The organism is Mucilaginibacter rubeus, from assembly GCF_014643835.1.
Lineage (GTDB): Bacteria > Bacteroidota > Bacteroidia > Sphingobacteriales > Sphingobacteriaceae > Mucilaginibacter > Mucilaginibacter rubeus.
The window spans coordinates 361,680-378,863 of sequence record NZ_BMKD01000001.1 but is presented as its reverse complement, the minus strand read 5'-3'; the positions used below and the strand labels follow the sequence as shown (position 1 = coordinate 378,863).

Annotated in this window: 12 protein-coding genes; 5 read left to right on the top strand and 7 right to left on the bottom strand. The window is 42.5% G+C overall.

Annotated features, from left to right (window positions below; all coding sequences use genetic code 11):
- Positions 1–18 precede the first annotated feature (18 nt).
- Together IEX80_RS01585 and IEX80_RS01580 are read right to left on the bottom strand one after the other, a co-directional pair.
- Positions 19–1,080: a glycosyltransferase gene (locus IEX80_RS01585; RefSeq protein ID WP_090524906.1), complete on the bottom strand. Its 1,062-nt coding sequence runs from the start codon at positions 1,078–1,080 to the stop codon at positions 19–21.
- Positions 1,073–2,662, bottom strand: coding sequence for an ATP-binding cassette domain-containing protein (locus IEX80_RS01580; RefSeq protein WP_139159917.1), 1,590 nt, complete (start codon positions 2,660–2,662; stop codon positions 1,073–1,075). Before IEX80_RS01580 ends, IEX80_RS01585 begins: the two co-directional genes overlap by 8 nt.
- A 297-nt stretch (positions 2,663–2,959) precedes the next feature.
- Here IEX80_RS01580 and IEX80_RS01575 point away from each other — a divergent pair, with 297 nt between their 5' ends.
- The 3 genes from IEX80_RS01575 to IEX80_RS01565 all read left to right on the top strand — a co-directional run bounded on the left by IEX80_RS01575 (position 2,960) and on the right by IEX80_RS01565 (position 5,835).
- Complete coding sequence (locus IEX80_RS01575) at positions 2,960–4,351, top strand: sensor histidine kinase (RefSeq protein ID WP_090524901.1); 1,392 nt, start codon at positions 2,960–2,962, stop codon at positions 4,349–4,351.
- A gap of 63 nt (positions 4,352–4,414) precedes the next feature.
- Entirely contained in the window at positions 4,415–4,792 is a 378-nt protein-coding gene (locus tag IEX80_RS01570) for a response regulator (RefSeq protein ID WP_090524899.1), read from the top strand.
- The gene (locus IEX80_RS01565) at positions 4,792–5,835 is read left to right on the top strand and encodes an adenylate/guanylate cyclase domain-containing protein (protein ID WP_175489916.1); all 1,044 of its coding nucleotides are present in this window, start codon (positions 4,792–4,794) and stop codon (positions 5,833–5,835) included. Before IEX80_RS01570 ends, IEX80_RS01565 begins: the two co-directional genes overlap by 1 nt.
- Positions 5,836–6,135: 300 nt before the next feature.
- On the opposite strand, the gene IEX80_RS01560 is transcribed toward IEX80_RS01565, so the two are convergent.
- Together IEX80_RS01560 and IEX80_RS01555 are read right to left on the bottom strand one after the other, a co-directional pair.
- Complete coding sequence (locus IEX80_RS01560) at positions 6,136–7,014, bottom strand: YitT family protein (protein WP_090524894.1); 879 nt, start codon at positions 7,012–7,014, stop codon at positions 6,136–6,138.
- 12 nt (positions 7,015–7,026) lie between these two features.
- Positions 7,027–7,602: an HD domain-containing protein gene (locus tag IEX80_RS01555; protein WP_090524892.1), complete on the bottom strand. Its 576-nt coding sequence runs from the start codon at positions 7,600–7,602 to the stop codon at positions 7,027–7,029.
- A gap of 119 nt (positions 7,603–7,721) precedes the next feature.
- Here IEX80_RS01555 and IEX80_RS01550 point away from each other — a divergent pair, with 119 nt between their 5' ends.
- Positions 7,722–8,957, top strand: coding sequence for a dicarboxylate/amino acid:cation symporter (locus IEX80_RS01550; RefSeq protein ID WP_188831718.1), 1,236 nt, complete (start codon positions 7,722–7,724; stop codon positions 8,955–8,957).
- Between the two features lie 55 nt (positions 8,958–9,012).
- Positions 9,013–9,627, top strand: coding sequence for a trimeric intracellular cation channel family protein (locus IEX80_RS01545; protein ID WP_090524888.1), 615 nt, complete (start codon positions 9,013–9,015; stop codon positions 9,625–9,627).
- Between the two features lie 187 nt (positions 9,628–9,814).
- On the opposite strand, the gene IEX80_RS01540 is transcribed toward IEX80_RS01545, so the two are convergent.
- The 3 genes from IEX80_RS01540 to IEX80_RS01530 form a co-directional block, all read right to left on the bottom strand.
- Entirely contained in the window at positions 9,815–12,094 is a 2,280-nt protein-coding gene (locus tag IEX80_RS01540) for a GH92 family glycosyl hydrolase (RefSeq protein ID WP_188831717.1), read from the bottom strand.
- A gap of 103 nt (positions 12,095–12,197) precedes the next feature.
- On the bottom strand, positions 12,198–13,700 hold the full coding sequence (locus IEX80_RS01535) for a RagB/SusD family nutrient uptake outer membrane protein (protein WP_090526187.1): 1,503 nt from the start codon (positions 13,698–13,700) through the stop codon (positions 12,198–12,200).
- A 25-nt stretch (positions 13,701–13,725) separates the two neighbouring features.
- Positions 13,726–17,127, bottom strand: a complete 3,402-nt coding sequence (locus IEX80_RS01530) for a TonB-dependent receptor (RefSeq protein ID WP_188831716.1) — start codon at positions 17,125–17,127, stop codon at positions 13,726–13,728.
- Positions 17,128–17,184 lie beyond the last annotated feature (57 nt).

The following is a 17,184-nucleotide window of genomic DNA, read 5'->3' as shown; positions in this document are numbered from 1 at the left end:
AGCAGTCGCAAATCCAATCTATTGTTCAAACACCTCCATCATCTTCCTTACATTATCCCTGATCTCATAAACCAATACATTTTTCCTCACCAAATCCGGTTTATCCAAAACCCAACGGATAGTTTGCCCGACTTCTTCCATATCGTTTACAATATGCCAGTTGGTAATACTATTATCCATCGGTTTAACAAAACTTACTACTTCAGCTCCCGCATACAGGGCTTCAAGGCAAACAGCGCCGAAGCCTTCATATTCCGAAGGGTGAAATAACACTCTTGAGCGCTGCATCATTTTAAGCACTTCATGATGCGGTAGTTCGCCCGCAATGGTTATGTTACTTTCAAGTTGCTTTGATTTAATCTGTTTTAATAATTTTTCCTTTTCCGGGCCATCGCCGCATATCACCGTTTTTATATCCGGGTAATATTGCTTCAGCATGGCAACAGCTTCAATAAACAGGTGAAACCGTTTCAAGGGAATAAGCGACCCTACCCCTGAAATATGAATGTCTTTTCCGGCAGATAAATCAGCAAATAATGAAGTATCTATTCCCACCGGGATAACATTCAGTGGTCTTACCTGGTAATTTTTAGCGAACTCACGTACAATAAAATCCGACAGCGCTATCAGTTCCTCTCCTTTTGGCTTTATCCACTTAGCATATTTGTTCCCGGCTTTAGCATCCTGCCCCAGCATCCAGCAACGGTGCTTAATATTTTTTATCCAGGCAAAATAATGACCAACCAAAGCACATTCGCCAAGCCAAAAGCTTAGCAAGCCCATTATTTGGTATTCCTTGCTTAAAAGCCCTAAAGCTCGCCATACTTTTAGCCAAATATTCAGCCTGAATAATTTACCACGGCTTCTTCCTCCAAAACTGATCACCCGTACACCATGCCAATCATATTCGGCAGCGAAAAAAGGATATTGAAAACTTAGCACAGTGATATGCAATTCCGGATTTTCGGCTTTTAATGCCCGTACAAAAACCTGTTGAGGCGGTAAACAGGTAGTATCGGCTTCGCTTTCGGGGAACCCGGGGCTCAGGATAAGCAATGCTTTTTTACGGTTATCATCCATTGGGCGAGATCACTTTATTACAGATAGCCAGGCTGGCCTTGTTATGGGTGATCAGGATGATCATTTTTCCCTGCCGGACCAGTTGCTGCAATTTGGTTAACAATTCATTTTCCGCATCCGCATCCATTTCGCTAAACGGCTCATCTAAAATTAACAGATCATGATTATGATAAAGCGCCCGGGCCAGCATGATCCTTTGGCGCTGACCGCCGCTGATGTTTTTGCCGTTTTCGGTAATAACTTTAGCTGTGCCTTCTGGGTACTCCGCAACCAGCTTATCTAAGCCGCAAAACTCCAGTACACTGGTCAACTTTTGCTCATCGGCAGTTTTATCGTCAAGTATGATGTTCTTTAGGATAGTATCATATATAAGAAACGGTTGTTGTTTAACCAGGGAGATGTTTTTACGGTAAAGCCGGCGCATTGGCGCGGCAGCAATTTTATTGTTGATATAAATGCCCCCTTCGGCCGGCTCCAAAAAACCGGTTAACAGGTTAATGATAGTAGTTTTCCCCCTGCCTGAATTCCCCGAAATGCCCATAATATCACCGGGAGTTATCTCAAGGTAAAGCTCATCCAAAACAGTTTTGTCCGGATAACTGAAACTTACTTTTTCAAGTTTCAATGACCAAATCTGTTCGTCAACAACCTCATTAACCTGTGGTTTATCATCTTCTTCAATGATCAAATCGGCCAGGATAAATTCATAGGTCTTCATTTGCCCGCTGCTGTTCAGTATCTTTACAATACCTGGGATGATCTTATATGCTGCCGCCACAAAAATGCCGATAGTCAGAATACTAACCACCGGAGTATCGCCCGTTAGTTTATTTACAGCGATGAGGATAAAAAAACCCAGAACGGCAAATACTTCCATCAATCGTGAAGGCAGGTTTTGCCAGGTTTGCTGTGAAGCTATATTTTGATTAAGCTGCTGTTGGTAGCTAAAAAACCGGCGACTGAAGAAATCATTTTTTTGATAAATATTGCTCTCCACGTAACCTGATAAGGATTCGTTTAAATGCTGTAGCGTTTTTTCACTCACGATTTTGATCTGCCCCCTGATAAATTTTAGCCTGGTTTTAATGAACCAACCCAAAGCCGCAACAGGCGGCAGCAGCAACACAAACAACAAAACAAACAAGGCCGGGTGATAGAACATAATAGCCCCAATAGTAAAAAGGATCAATACAGTTTGTGATATTATTAGCTGAAAATTAGTGAGCATATAATGGCTAAATTCGATAGGTTGCTGGCTGATTCGCCGGGTATGTACTGATGAATCGATGTGGATGAACTGATCAAAACCTGCATCAAGGTATGTTCGGATATTACGTTCGGATAATCTCGAAGCTACCTGGTAAAAAAAATGATGCTGCGCGTTTTGGGCAAAGAACCCGATGCAATTTTTTATCGCGAAAAGCACAAGGAAGATCCCGATAAGCCACAGCGATTTATTATCGACAAAACTGGCCGATAAAAAATTATAGTTAGTCCTTATGCCTTGCTGTGTATAAAAATTAACCATTAGCAACAGCATTGCTAAAAAAGCAACATCCAAAAGGGCGACAATAATGTCCACAATGATTAACCTGGCAAGCCTCCGCTTTTCAGATTGACTAAGGATGAGCAGAATACTTTTTAAAACTTGCTTCAAGAGGATGATAAAACAATTAAAACCAGGTTCATCACTGGTTTCATTATTAACTACGTTTTATACAGCTTTAAGGTTGCTTTATAAATGCGGGATAAAACACCAAAGCAATTAAAATAGATTGTTTAATCTGTTACTCTTGATAAATTACAGGCATAGTTTAATAATCTCTATAAAATTGTTAAATTTCGGCTTCGCATTTATAAAAGAAGTAAAACAACCTTCATGAGTTTAGAACCTTTCCTTGCCGTATTTGTGATCACTCAATTCAGGAGGCACCTGAAGAATGACGGGCTGCTAACCAAGTGGAACAAATACCTTAACATAGGCTATTATATTGCTATAGCAATCTTCATATTCGGTGTAAGTTTTGATCATGGAGAAAGGCTGACCACGATAATATCACATCTGTTCTTTTTAGGGGTTGTCATATCACCCTATTATATCGAAGATTTGAAATCGGGCAAACAACTTGCCTTCGCATTGATCCCTTATGCAATTGCCGGCTTGATACAAGATGTATTAGAAAAATGGTTCCCTAATTTTTACGAAAACCACGATAACCTGATACAAAGCCTGGTAATGTTCTCGCTTATCTGGGCATTTTCGCTTTGGCTCATCAGCCGCAAACAAACCAAAGCACTTGAAAATGAACGCAAACAACGCTTTGCCGAGCAGGAGCAGAACCGCATGATGGCAGCCATGAAGGTAAACCTTGAAAGCGAAGTTCGTGAGCGCACAGCCGAACTTACCCGCCAAACAGAAGAATTACAGCAAGCCCTGTCCGAACTTAAAAGCACTCAGGCGCAGCTGATCCAATCGGAAAAAATGGCCTCACTGGGTGAACTCACCGCCGGTATTGCCCATGAAATTCAGAACCCGCTGAACTTTGTAAACAATTTTAGCGAAGTAAGTATCGAACTGCTTGAGGAGCTAAAGGACGAGGTACTTGATAAACTGCCCGACGACGTAAAGGAAGATGCCGGCGATATTATTAACGACATTACCCAAAACCTAAGTAAAATAAACCAGCACGGCAAGCGTGCTGATGCCATTGTCAAAGGGATGCTGCAGCATTCGCGTGCTACAACGGGTAAAAAGGAGCCCACAGATATCAATGCGCTTGCAGATGAATACCTCCGGCTGAGCTATCACGGTCTGCGTGCCAAGGATAAATCATTTAATGCAGGCATGAAAACCAGTTTTGATCCTGATCTGGGTAAAATAGAAGCTATTCCGCAGGATTTGGGCCGCGTACTGCTTAACCTGTTTAACAATTCGTTTTACTCGGTAACCGAAAAGAAACGGATTTTGGGAGAAGGGTACGAACCAACCGTAACAGTTAATACCAAAAAGGTAAAATCGCCATCGGGTGTTAATATGGTGCAAATTACGGTGGAAGATAATGGTACGGGCATCCCTCAAAAGGTTCTGGATAAAATTTACCAGCCCTTTTTTACCACCAAGCCTACCGGGCAGGGCACCGGGCTTGGTCTTTCCATGAGTTATGATATTATCACTAAAGGGCATGGTGGCGAACTTAAGGTTGAAACGGCCGAAGGCGAATTTGCGCGGTTTGTAATTTGCATCCCTGTTGGCAATGTTGCCCAAAGTTAAACGCGGGTAATTTTTGCGTTTAACCACTAATAAAACCACACAAAAATTTAACTTTGAAGTACTATGAAAATACTTGTTGTTGACGACGAGGCCGATGTTCAACCCTTGTTTTTACAACGTTTCCGGAAAGAGATCAAAAGCGGCGGGATAGAGTTCAACTTCGCACTATCAGGTGAAGAGGCCCTTCATTTTTTGGAAGACCACCACTCGCAGGTCATACTAATTTTATCTGATATCAATATGCCGGGTATGAGCGGACTTGAACTATTGCGCAACATCAGGCAGCATTACGAAAAACCACCGCCGGTAGTGATGATGATCACCGCTTACGGCGATGATGAAAACTATAAACAATCAATGGAACTTGGAGCCGACGACTTTTTAACCAAGCCGCTTGATTTTAGCAACTTAAAAGACAAACTTAAACACTTAGAACAATAATGGCCAAGATACTGGTAGTAGATGACGAGCAGGACCTGGAATTACTGATCAGGCAAAAATTCAGGAAAAAGATACGGGAAGGCGTGTATGAATTTGTATTTGCCCAAAATGGTTTTGAAGCATTAACTCAACTGGCCTCCCACCCCGATATTGATGTAGTTTTAAGCGACATCAATATGCCGGAAATGGATGGACTAACCCTGCTTACCAAACTGCCCGATGCTAATCCTATATTAAAAGCAGTGATGGTTTCTGCATATAGCGATATGGATAATATCCGCACGGCCATGAACCGCGGCGCATTTGATTTTGTTTGTAAGCCGGTAAACTTCGAAGATCTTGACATTACTATTGAGAAAACTTTACAACACGTTATCGAACTTAAGAAAACCATGCAGGCCATTAAGGAGAACAATATCCTGCGGATGTATGTGGATGAAAATGTACTTAACTTCATGACCCATAAGGAGTTTGAGAACAGCCTTTTGAGTAATGAAACTATCGAGGCAACTGTGCTATTTATTGATATCTGCGGCTTTACCGCCATAACCGAGCATGTTGCCGCCAATACGGTTGTAGGTATGATCAATAAGTACTTTGATGTAATGGTACAGGAGATCATTGCCCAAAACGGTCATATTGATAAGTTTATGGGTGATGCCGTAATGGCCGTTTTCCGCGGTGAATATCACCTTGACCGCGCTATTGACGCAGCCCTCGCTGTTCGCGATAAAATGCACGAGGCCGATGAAATCCAGGCGGGTGATAAAACTTTCAAGCCTTCTGTTTCTATCGGTATCAATTCGGGCGAGATGATCTCAGGCAATATTGGTTCGGCCACATTAAAGCGGCTCGATTATACAGTAATTGGCGATGCGGTTAACCTGGCCCAGCGCCTCCAAACCGTGGCACAAGCCAACCAGATCATTGTAAGCGCCGATGTTTATGAGCAGGCAAAAGGCTCTTTCGCCCTTACTAAAATTGGCGAAGTAAGTTTGAAGAATAAATTAAAGCCGGTTGAGATTTACGAGGTGATTGATTAATAAAAATAACTACCGCGGGTTTAGCATAGTGTAACCCGTGTAGCATCATTGAAGTTTCCAACTTCATCCATCCCATCACTTAAACTATAGATAACGAACACATGGCAAGAATTGGCCGTTGTTGGTGTTCTAATCTTTTGCGCTTAAACTGGAAGCTTAAGTAATGCCCACTCCGGGTTACGCTCCGCTAAACCCGAAGCAGCTTTGTTATTTAACAGCAATGCCATCCTTTTGGGATGGCATTGCTGTTTTTCGCGGTAAACGACTTATGACTTGAAACTAAATACTTAGAACTTCCAATTAATGATCCCTTACCTTCTTCTTCAACACTCCGCCTGCGGCTTCTTTAATACTACTTGTAAAAACGAATGCCTTTGGGTCAATGCCATGTACGAGGTTTTTTAACCTGCGTACTTCCAAACGGGTTACTACCGTAAAGATGATATCAACCGGTTGATGAACATCAAAACTTTCTTTCATAAAGCCACGTTCACCTTTGTAAATGGTGATCCCGCGACCGAGTTCCATAACCAGTCTTTCTTTAATAATCTCACTTTGGCCCGAAATGATATTTACAGCCGTATACTCCTCTAATCCGTCTATTACAAACGTTATTGTTCGTGATGCAGTGTAATAAGTTAAAATAGAATATAATGCTGTTTGTAAACCCAACTCAACGGCTGCTATCAGGAAAATAATAATATTGATACCTAAAATAATTTCGCTAATGGTGAAACTACTGCGTTTTAAGGTGTATAAAGCTAATATCTCGATACCATCCAACGCGCACCCTCCACGAATGGATAGCCCCACGCCCAGGCCCATAAATACGCCACCAAAAATAGACACCAATAGTTTATCCTGAGTTATTACTGGGTATTCTATAAATTGTAAACATAAGCCAAGTCCAATTACACAAGCAAGCGTTTTTAGTGCAAATGATTTATTAACCTGGAACATGCCCATGATAATAAAAGGGATGTTGGCTATGATGATTACATAAGCTATGTTGAAATGATACAGCTCGTGAAGAAGAAGAGAAATACCGGTTACCCCGCCATCAAAGAAACTGTTAGGTACTAAAAAACCTTTTAGGGCGAACCCACAGAATAAAATGCCGATAATTACTGTGACTACGTCTTTCAAAATTTCTTCAATTTTTAAACCCGGTTGTGTCATTAATAGCAGTATTTAAATTTTTTTTGTGATAATTTTCAAATGCTCGTTTTTACCTTCAGCCCTGAGCCTGAGTGCTGTTTGGGTGAAGTAATGATGGCTTTGCAGGAACTTCACCTGCTGCCTGTCCCACTCCAATTCCGATTCAAGGTGATCTGTAATTACAAGTTCCGAAAATAACCTTTTACTAAGGATAAAAAAATCATTTCGGCCCAAATAATCTAAATCAGCATCACAAATTATCTGGCCTAAATGATTGTGAGGGTTTTGCGGCATTTTGGTTGCCATAATAATATCGCAAACCTGCTCAATTTCGTCACTCGTATAACCAAAATCAGGCAGATATTGCCTAGCATTTTTGCATGAACCAGCCTCGTGATTCACCTGGCCGAACAAAAAACCTGAATCATGATAGTAAACGGCCGTAAGTAATAGCTCCAATTCGTCTTCGATTATCCCCTCACCCGTCGCAATTTGTTTTGCAGCAGTATAAACATCAAGCGCATGATCAGCATTATGGTAATGAAAATGTTCGGGGAGTTCTTTCTTTATTTTGTCGAGGATAAAGTCCCCGGCTTGTTCTACTTGCATTCAGTATTTATAATAGGCGCTAATATATTAATTTGAGGGATACTGATATTAGCAAAATTCAAAACCGCGAAGACATATTACCATGCCTCTGCGCTGCACAAATTAATTATCTTAGCACAATGAACAGCTGGTTTAAAAACTACAAAGGCATCATCCTATTAATAACAGGCATTATCATTGGCAGTATCGCCGGAGCTGTTTTAGGCGACAAAGTAGCCGTGCTCAAACCCATCGGTGATATTTTCCTGAACCTGCTGTTCACTGCCGTTGTGCCGCTGGTTTTCTTTGCCATAGCATCGGCTATTGCTGCATTAGACAGCTCACAAAGGCTGGGGAAACTGCTGGGCGTTACTTCACTGGTATTTGTGTCGACTGTTTTAGTAGCTGCTATGGTTACCATTATAGCTATTTGGATCTTCCCAATCCATCAGCACCTGGTGGCCAGCCCCATTACCGAAACCATCACCAAAAAACCTTTTGGCGATCAGCTAACCAGCCTTTTTACCACCAGCGAATTTTACCAGCTGTTATCCCGCAAAAGCATGCTGGCCATGATCATTTTTGCCGTGATCACCGGCTTTGCTACACTGCATGCAGGCGAAAAAGGCAAAGCATTTGCAGCTTTTTTACACAGCGGCAATGAGGTGTTCAAAAATATATTCATCCTCATTATGAGGATTGGCCCAATTGGTTTGGGTGCTTATTTTGCTTACCAGGTTGGTGTGTTCGGTCCGCAATTATTTGGCGGTTATGCCCGATCAATGGCTTTATATTATGGAGTAGGTGCTTTTTATTACCTTGCGATATTCAGTCTGTATGCTTTTATCGCAGGTGGCGTTAGCGCGTTTAAGCGATACTGGAAAAATAATATTATACCATCGGCTACAGCAGTAGGAACTTGCAGCAGCATTGCCACCATACCGGCAAATTTGGATGCCGCAAAAAAAATGGGCATCTCTGATGCTATTGCCAATATTACCATTCCGCTTGGTGGCACTTTGCACAAAGATGGTTCAAGCATTTCGTCAATAGTAAAAATGGCTGTAGTTTTCGCGCTGTTTGGTAAAAGCTTTGACAACGCTGAAACTATAATCATAGCCCTTGCTATGACAGTTTTAGTAAGCCTGGTTGAAGGCGGTATACCCAATGGCGGTTATATTGGTGAGCTGCTTTTTATTTCGGCCTATGGTTTTCCGCCCGAAGCGCTCCCTCCTGCCATTATTATTGGTACGCTGGTTGACCCAATGGCCACATTGTTGAATGCAACCGGCGATACGGCTGCTGCCATGCTGGTAGCCCGCTTTACGGAAGGAAAGGACTGGATGAAACCGCCCCCCGCTAAGGGAGAACTATAGCATATTCAATAAAGGTTTATTATATTGGCGTATAAATAAACCCTTCACTACCTGTATGCTTCACATTCTCTACATTATAGCCATTATTGCCGAAGCAATGACAGCGGCATTATCAGCCGGGCGCCGGGATATGGATTGGGTTGGTGTTTGTATCATAGCCTGGGTTACAGCTTTAGGCGGCGGCACCGTTCGCAACATATTGTTTAATCATTACCCCATGAGCTGGGTCGAACATCCCGAATATTTAGTGATTACCGCAGCAGCAGCGATATTGGCCGCCATCATCGCACGCCTCATGACCAAAATGAAAACGCTGTTTCTTTACCTGGATGCTTTGGGATTGGTAGTATTTACTATTATAGGCTGCCAGATAGCTGAGCAGATTGATCTGCCATGGCTTATCATTTTGCTAAGCGGCATGATAACTGGCTGTGCAGGTGGTGTGCTTCGCGATGTTTTGTGTAATGAAGTACCTTTGCTGTTCCGTAAGGAGGTTTACGCCAGTGCATCCATTGTAACTGGGGCATGCTATTTAGGTCTCGAACATATGGGTGCCCCCAATGGAGTGGCAATTGTAATAGCTTGTATTATTGGTCTTGCATTACGTTTACTTTCTATTAAATATAACTGGCAAATGCCCAAATTTGTGTACCGGGAAGAATGGCATTAATTCTTGATTTCGGAATTGGGATTTTCGATTTCGGATTTTGTTTTTACGTCAGCTGAAAGCAGACACGATGGTTCACCACGGGCTGAAAGCCCGCGGCAGTAGACGTTTAACAACCAAGGCGAGGATTTACCTCGCCTTGGTTGTTATTAAAATATCCACCATTGTTCCCCCTTCAGGGGTTAGGGGGCTACTCCGTACTCAACGAATATGGAACATCACTTACCTTCACGCCTCTTGCCTTATTAGGCTGAGGAGCCATATTAAAGTTAAGTACCGCTCCTTTTTTAAGTTCCGAATGGCTTAACCAGGTTAAATCATATGGCTTGCCGTTAACGTTTAACGTATTGATATATTTATTAGCCGGACTGTTGTTAGCTGCATTGATCACTACCTTTTTACCATTCTCAAGATTTAGCGTAATTTTCTTGAACAGTGGTGTACCCAAAACGTACTGATCACTGGCCGGAGTTACCGGGTAAAAGCCCATAGCCGAGAACACATACCATGCCGATGTTTGGCCATTGTCCTCATCGCCACAATAACCATCCGGAGTAGCTTTGTATAACTTCTCCATAGCATCACGCACATGGAACTGGGTTTTCCATGGTTCACCTGCATAATTGTACAAGTAAATCATATGTTGAATAGGCTGGTTGCCGTGGGCGTATTGCCCCATATTCATGATCTGCATTTCGCGGATCTCATGAATGGTCTCGCCGTAATAGCTATCGTCAAACACCGGTGGCATGCTAAATACCGAATCCAGCTTGGTAATAAATTTCTGACGTCCGCCCATTAAATCAATCAGGCCCTGCATATCCTGGAAAACGCTCCAACTGTAATGCCAGCTATTACCTTCGGTGAAGGCATCACCCCATTTAAACGGGCTGAATGGTTTTTCAAAAGTACCATCCTGGTTTTTACCACGCATCAGTTTTGTTTCCGGATCGAACAGGTTTTTATAGTTCATGGCACGTTTTTTATAAATGCCAATCTCTGATTCGGGTTTGCCCAGTGCCTTGCCTAATTTATAAATCGCAAAATCATCATATGCATACTCTAAAGTACGGGCTGCGTTTTCATTGATCTTAACATCGTAAGGCACGTAACCCAATTTGTTATAGTACTCAACTCCCTCTCTGCCTGTAGCCTGCGGACCGGCATTATTTGCGCCGTGCACCAAAGCTTCCCACAAAGTACTGATATCATACCCGCGTAAACCTTTCAAATAAGCCTCAGAAACCACCGAAGCCGAATTATTACCGATCATCACCGCAGAATACCCCGGGCTCGACCACTCAGGCAACCAACCACCTTCTTTATAATCATTAATGAGGCCTTCCTGCATTTCTTTATTGATGGATGGATAAACCAGGTTCAGGAAGGGATATAGCGCCCGGAAGGTATCCCAAAAGCCGGTACCGGCAAATTTATAACCCGGGAATACTTTACCTGTCGATGCGCTATAGTGTACAATCTTGTTATCCTTATCTATCTCATACAATTTGTTCGGGAAAAATACCATGCGGTAAAAGCATGAGTAAAAGGTACGCATCTGATCAACAGAGCCGCCTTCAACCTGCAGGTGGTTTAGGGTTTTGTTCCAAACAGCTTTTGCCTTTTGACAAGTTACATCAAAGCTGTCTTTACCCTGCTCACGCTCCAGGTTCAACTCGGCCTGTTCAATGCTGATGAATGATGAAGCTACGCGCAAATGAACCTTTTCGCCTTGCGTAGTTTTAAAACCTATCAGAGCGCTTGCATGTTCAGCTTTTAGCTCCAGGCCATCAGCTTGCGTAGTATCGCCGAAAGTATGTGCATAGGTGATTGGCTTATCCACATAAATAACAAAATAGTTTTTAAAGTTTTTAAGCGGGCCGCGCGCATATTTGGTTGAATAGCCTACAATCTTCTTTTGATCGGGCATGATCTTTACGTATGAGCCTTTGTTCAGTGCGTCAATAACGATAAAGGAGCTATCAGTTTTAGGATAAGTAAACCTGAACTGTGCCGAACGCTCAGTTGGAGTAATTTCGGTAGTTACATCATGATCGGCCAGGTACACACTGTAATAGTATGGTTTGGCAGTTTCGGCTTTGTGCGAGAACCAGCTTGCCCTTTTATTTTGGCCTACTACTGCATGTTTGGTAACCGGCATAATGGCAAACTGCCCGTAGTCGTTCATCCATGGTGATGGCTGGTGGGTTTGTTTAAAACCGCGGATCTTGTGCGCATCGTAAGTATACGCCCATCCGTCGCCCATAACACCGGTTTGCGGTGTCCAGAAATTCATCCCCCAGGGAAGGGCAATAGCGGGATAAGTGTTACCATTTGAAAGGTCGTAGTGCGAGTCGGTACCCATCAACGGATTGATGTATTCAACAGGATCGGTAACCTTATTTACCTGCTGAGCAAAAGTACCGGACGCCAACAACACTGATGTGATAAGTACCAGGGCTTTTTTCATTGTTTAAATATTTGATTTTTGATGAAACGTTTTACCAAGCCGTAAATATAAAAGACTGGCTTGATATAGCCAGTCTTTTAAGTGTATTATTTGCATTATACAATTACCAACCCGGATTTTGGGTTAATTTACTGTTAGTGCTGATTTCACGCTGTGGTATAGGCCACAGGTAATATTGAGTTTTAAAGGTTACGCCCTGCTCTGTTTGCGAAGCGGTAGGGTCGGCAAAAGTGTTTGATTGCGGCAGGTAGGCCATATGGGTACGCTGCATATCAAAGTATGCCTTATTTTCATAAGCGAGTTCATGGTAGCGCTCCCTCCAGATTGCCTGGCGGAAGGTATCTTTGGTTAAATTACTCAATGGCGCAAGTTTAGCGCGTGCACGGATAGCATTAACAGCGGCATAAGCTTCAGCAGTTGGCCCGCTCACCTCGTTAGTTGCTTCAGCATAGATCAACTGAGCTTCGGGCAAACGCAATAAAGTCCAGTTCTCATCACTTCGACCGCTTTGAGCAGCACTTTCAACATGGAAATATTTATAAAGTGCATGTTCACCAAACTGAATGATGTTGCCTGGGTTACCGTATTGAGGATAGCTTGAGAAATAAAACTGGCGCTCCTGTGTACGCAGGTCGCCCGCCTCATAACTTGCCACAAACTGATTGGTAGGGATCATAGCGCCAAGGTGATCTCCATATGCACCAACCAACAGGTTAAACGGAATAGTTAACTGAGGGATAGCATTAGTCTGAGTGCCTACCAGGTAATTAATCTGGAATATTAATTCCTGCTGATTTTTGTGCGCATTATCATGCAGGAATGCATAATCAGGAAACAAAGAATACCAGCCTAAAACAGGCTCAATTTCTGATGCTGCCTTAGCATAGTTTTCGGTTTGTTTTAGCGGGAAGCCTGCTGTTGTTAAATAAACGCTGGCCAATAAGGTTTTAACAGCCCCCAATGAAACGCGACCGCTTGCATCAGTATTCGGCATACCTGATTCTTCGGCTGCCTGCAAATCGCTGATGATTTGTTTATAAACATCGGCCACAGGTGTACGTGAAGGATACAGATCAGGGCTGCTCACTGTTTGCGACGCGGTAATCAGCGGAACATCACCATATAAACGTACCAGGTGGTAGTAATAAAATGCCCTGAAAAAGTAAGCTTCACCTATCAGTTTCTTTTTTAAGCCATCATCCATTGGTGATATGCCGGGGATCTTTTCAATGGCAAGGTTTGCATTGGCAATCCCCTTGTAGCAGTTGTACCATACTGTTTCAAAACCAGGATTAACTGCATCGGTACGCTGATGGATCACGTTACCATTGTTTACGCTCTGTCCTAACGAAGTGGCATGGCCGGCAAACAACTCCAATGTAATAAAAGGACTTTCACCATAAGCATCTCCATTTTGAAAAAAATACATTACGTTGTACAAACCGTTTACAAAGGTTAAAGCCTGGTTTGAACTGACAAAATAATTATCCTTAACAAAGTTGCTTTTATTTTTTTCATCAAGATATTTCTTGCAACCACTGCCTGTAGCAGCAGCAAGGATAAGTAACAAACCACCTACCCTGTATTTTTTAAAGTTAAATTTCATAATATGATGTTTTAACATTTTTTAATTAAAGACTAACATTAACACCTAACAGGAAAGTACGTGGTTTTGGATAATCATAAAACTGGATACCCTGGGTGAAGTTGCTTGAGGCATTGTATGTTGATACCTCTGGATCATAACCTGTGTATTTGGTTATCAGGAACAGATTTTGTGCCTGCGCATAAACCCTTAAACGGCTTAACTTTAACTTTTTAAGAATATTGTCATTAAAAGTATAACCAAGTGTTACCGCCCTGCCGCGAATAAAATTACCGCTTTCAACTTTGGTTGAATAAATTTCGGTTTGATAACGTACATAAGCGGGCCTGCTTTCGGCAATGCTGGTGTTTTGGTTAGTCGGTGTCCAGGCGTTAAGTACGGTAGCATAGCTGTTTGCCTGACCAGTGCGGTCCTGGCCCGAGTGGCGGGTAAGGTTCATGATTTGATTACCGTAATTAAATTGCAGATCAACACCCAGGTCAACGTTTTTGTAGCGGAAGTTGTTGCTGAAAGTACCATAACCATCAGGTATTGATTTACCTAATACCACTTTGTCGTCAGCGCTAACTTTGCCATCGCCATTGGTATCCTGTATTTTCAGGTCACCTGGTAACAAGCCATATTTAGCAGCTTCGGTCGCCTCAGCAGTTCCCCATGTTCCAAGCACTTTGTAACCATAAAAACTACCGGCCGGAAGACCAACCCGCATCAGGTTAAATTGCGAAAGGAAGGTTGGAGCAAGGAAGATATCATCATTAGATGCACCTAACTGCAGGATCTTGTTTTTCAGGAATGAAATATTAAAGGTTGAGTTCCAGGTGAAATCCTGTGTTTTTATAGGAGTAGCATTGATCGTGAATTCGACACCTTTGTTTTGCAGTTTACCTATATTTTTATAAACGGTTTGAAAACCGCTTGTTTCTGGCAGCGGTGCATTTAAAAGCAATGCCTTTGTCTTTTTCAGATAAGCATCTGCTTCAATGTTTAAACGATTGTTAAACAAGCCCAATGAAAAGCCTAAATCATATTCCGCGGTTTTTTCCCATTGCAAATCCTCGTTACCTATCGAGGTTTGCGTGGTACCTACCGCACTGTTGCCGCCAAAGGCGTAGCCAACTGTATTAATATTTGCGAGCGAGCGATATTCACCAATTTCGGAGTTACCGGTTAACCCGTAGCTCAGCCTCAATTTCAGATCTGATATAGTTTTATTATCCTTTAAGAAATCTTCCTGAGATACGCGCCATGCAAATGCCGCAGAAGGGAAAAAGCCGTACTTTTTGTTAGTACCAAATCGTGAGGAGCCGTCTTCGCGCCCCGTTAAAGTTAACAGGTATTTCTCGTTGTAGTTATAGTTCAATCTGGCAAAAAACGACTGCATTTGCCATGCATCATAATCAGACTCTGGTTTGTTAGGTACAATACCAGCAGATAAGTTATAATACTCATAAAAATCGTCAGACAATGTACCTGTTGATCCTTTTAAACGAAGTTGCTGATAGTTTTGACGTTCGGCACCTGCAACAAGGTTTATAGTATGTACCTTGTTAAAGGTTTTGTTGTAGGTAAAATAGTTTTGCCATTGCCAAAACGTCCTGTTAAACTCCTCTATCGAGGCCGAGCTATAGCTTTGTCCTGCAACAGGGCCGCCAACAAGCCCGCTTTGAGAAGCCGGGTTATAATTGGCAGATGTAGTTACACCCAAAACGCTGCGGAATTCCAAACCTGGCAACAGATTTAAATTCAAATAACCATTACCGCTGAAGATACGGTTGCGGGTAAGAGATTGAATTTCGTTAGCTTGTGCTACCGGATTATCACCGCCTTCAAGGTTAGGGTAATCGGTACGTTTGCCGTAGGTTCCGTCGGGATATCTGACAGGAATAAAAGGCACCATCTCAATTAACATACGCGGGATGTTGTTACCGCCTGTGCCCTGATCCTGGTTGCGGCCATCCTGGTAGTTGTAGTTTAATGTAGCCCCAACTTTTACCCATGGTTTTATCTGGTTGTCAACCGTTAAACGCACATTATAACGTTTCAGGTAGCTATTGAGGATAATACCTTCGTCATCAGCATAGTTCAGAAACAAGCCATAGTTTACATTTTCGGCGCCGCCGGTAAATGCAACGTTGTGGTTTTGGCTTACCGAAGTACGGGTTGTAGCTTTTTGCCAGTCAACGTCATATAATGGATTTAAATTTTGATCGAACAGTTTACCGATAAGGGCTGTTCTTTGCGTTACCGGGTTACGGTCGGTATAGTCGCCCGCAGCCCAGCCGGTAGGGTCATATTTTTTGATATTGGCGTAAGAAACATCCTCAATCTGCATAAACTGTTTTGAGTTAAGAACGGGTATCTCCTTAAACATATGATTTACCGCCATATAGGCATCGTAAGAAATGGTACCGCCTTTTTTACCTCTTTTGGTGGTAACCAAAATTACGCCGTTTGCACCACGGGTACCATAAATAGCTGTTGATGATGCGTCTTTCAGTACGTCGATAGTTTCAATGTCATTAGGGTTAATGGCGTTACCACCTTCTGTCCAAACCACACCATCCACAACATATAACGGATCGGTGTTGGTATTAATGGAGCTGTAACCACGGATACGGATTTTGGTTGCGCCACCCGGTGCACCTGAGTTACTTGATACGTTTACGCCGGCAATTTTACCAGACAATTCCTGCTCAAGATTGGTTTGCGGGCGCTCCTGCAATTGCTTTGCACCTACGCTACCTACCGAACCGGTAAGGTCGACCTTTTTTGCGGTACCGTAACCAACCACAACCACCTCGCTCAATGCTTTTGGTTCTTCTGCCAATACAACATCAATCTGGCTCCTGCCGCCAATAGGCACATTTTGGGTTGTATATCCTATAAATGTAAATACCAGTGTTCCGTTGGCATCAGGCGCGTTGACGGTATATTTACCATTAATGTCAGTTTGTACACCAACATTGGTACCTTTAACCTTAACCGTAACACCAGGGATAGGGCCTTTGGCATCGCTTACTGTACCCGTTACTTTAATTGGGGCAACAGCTACCTGCGACACAACAGGCTCATCCTTCTTTTTAACAACAATGGTTTGATCAAAAATTTTGTAGGTAAGCGGCTGATCTTTAAAGCATTGATCAAGCGCATTCTCTATAGATACGTTTGCAACTTCAATGTTGATTGCTCCGGCCTTTGATACATCCTGCTTATCATACATGAAATGATAGCCTGTTTGTTTTTCAATTGAGCGGAGTACTTTTTCAACGGTAGTGTTTTTTTGGTGCAAAGTAACTATCTGGCTATAACTTTTGGCACTCACATTGGTAAGGGCCGCAATTATAATAAAGGCAGTTAGCTTCATGGCCAATATAAATTTGCGTAATTGAGGCCATGCCATAGGCGTGGCCTTAGAATTAAAATTCATAAGTTTGTAGAGTTTGGGTTAAACATTAACTTTCAATTCATCGATTGTAGAAATTTG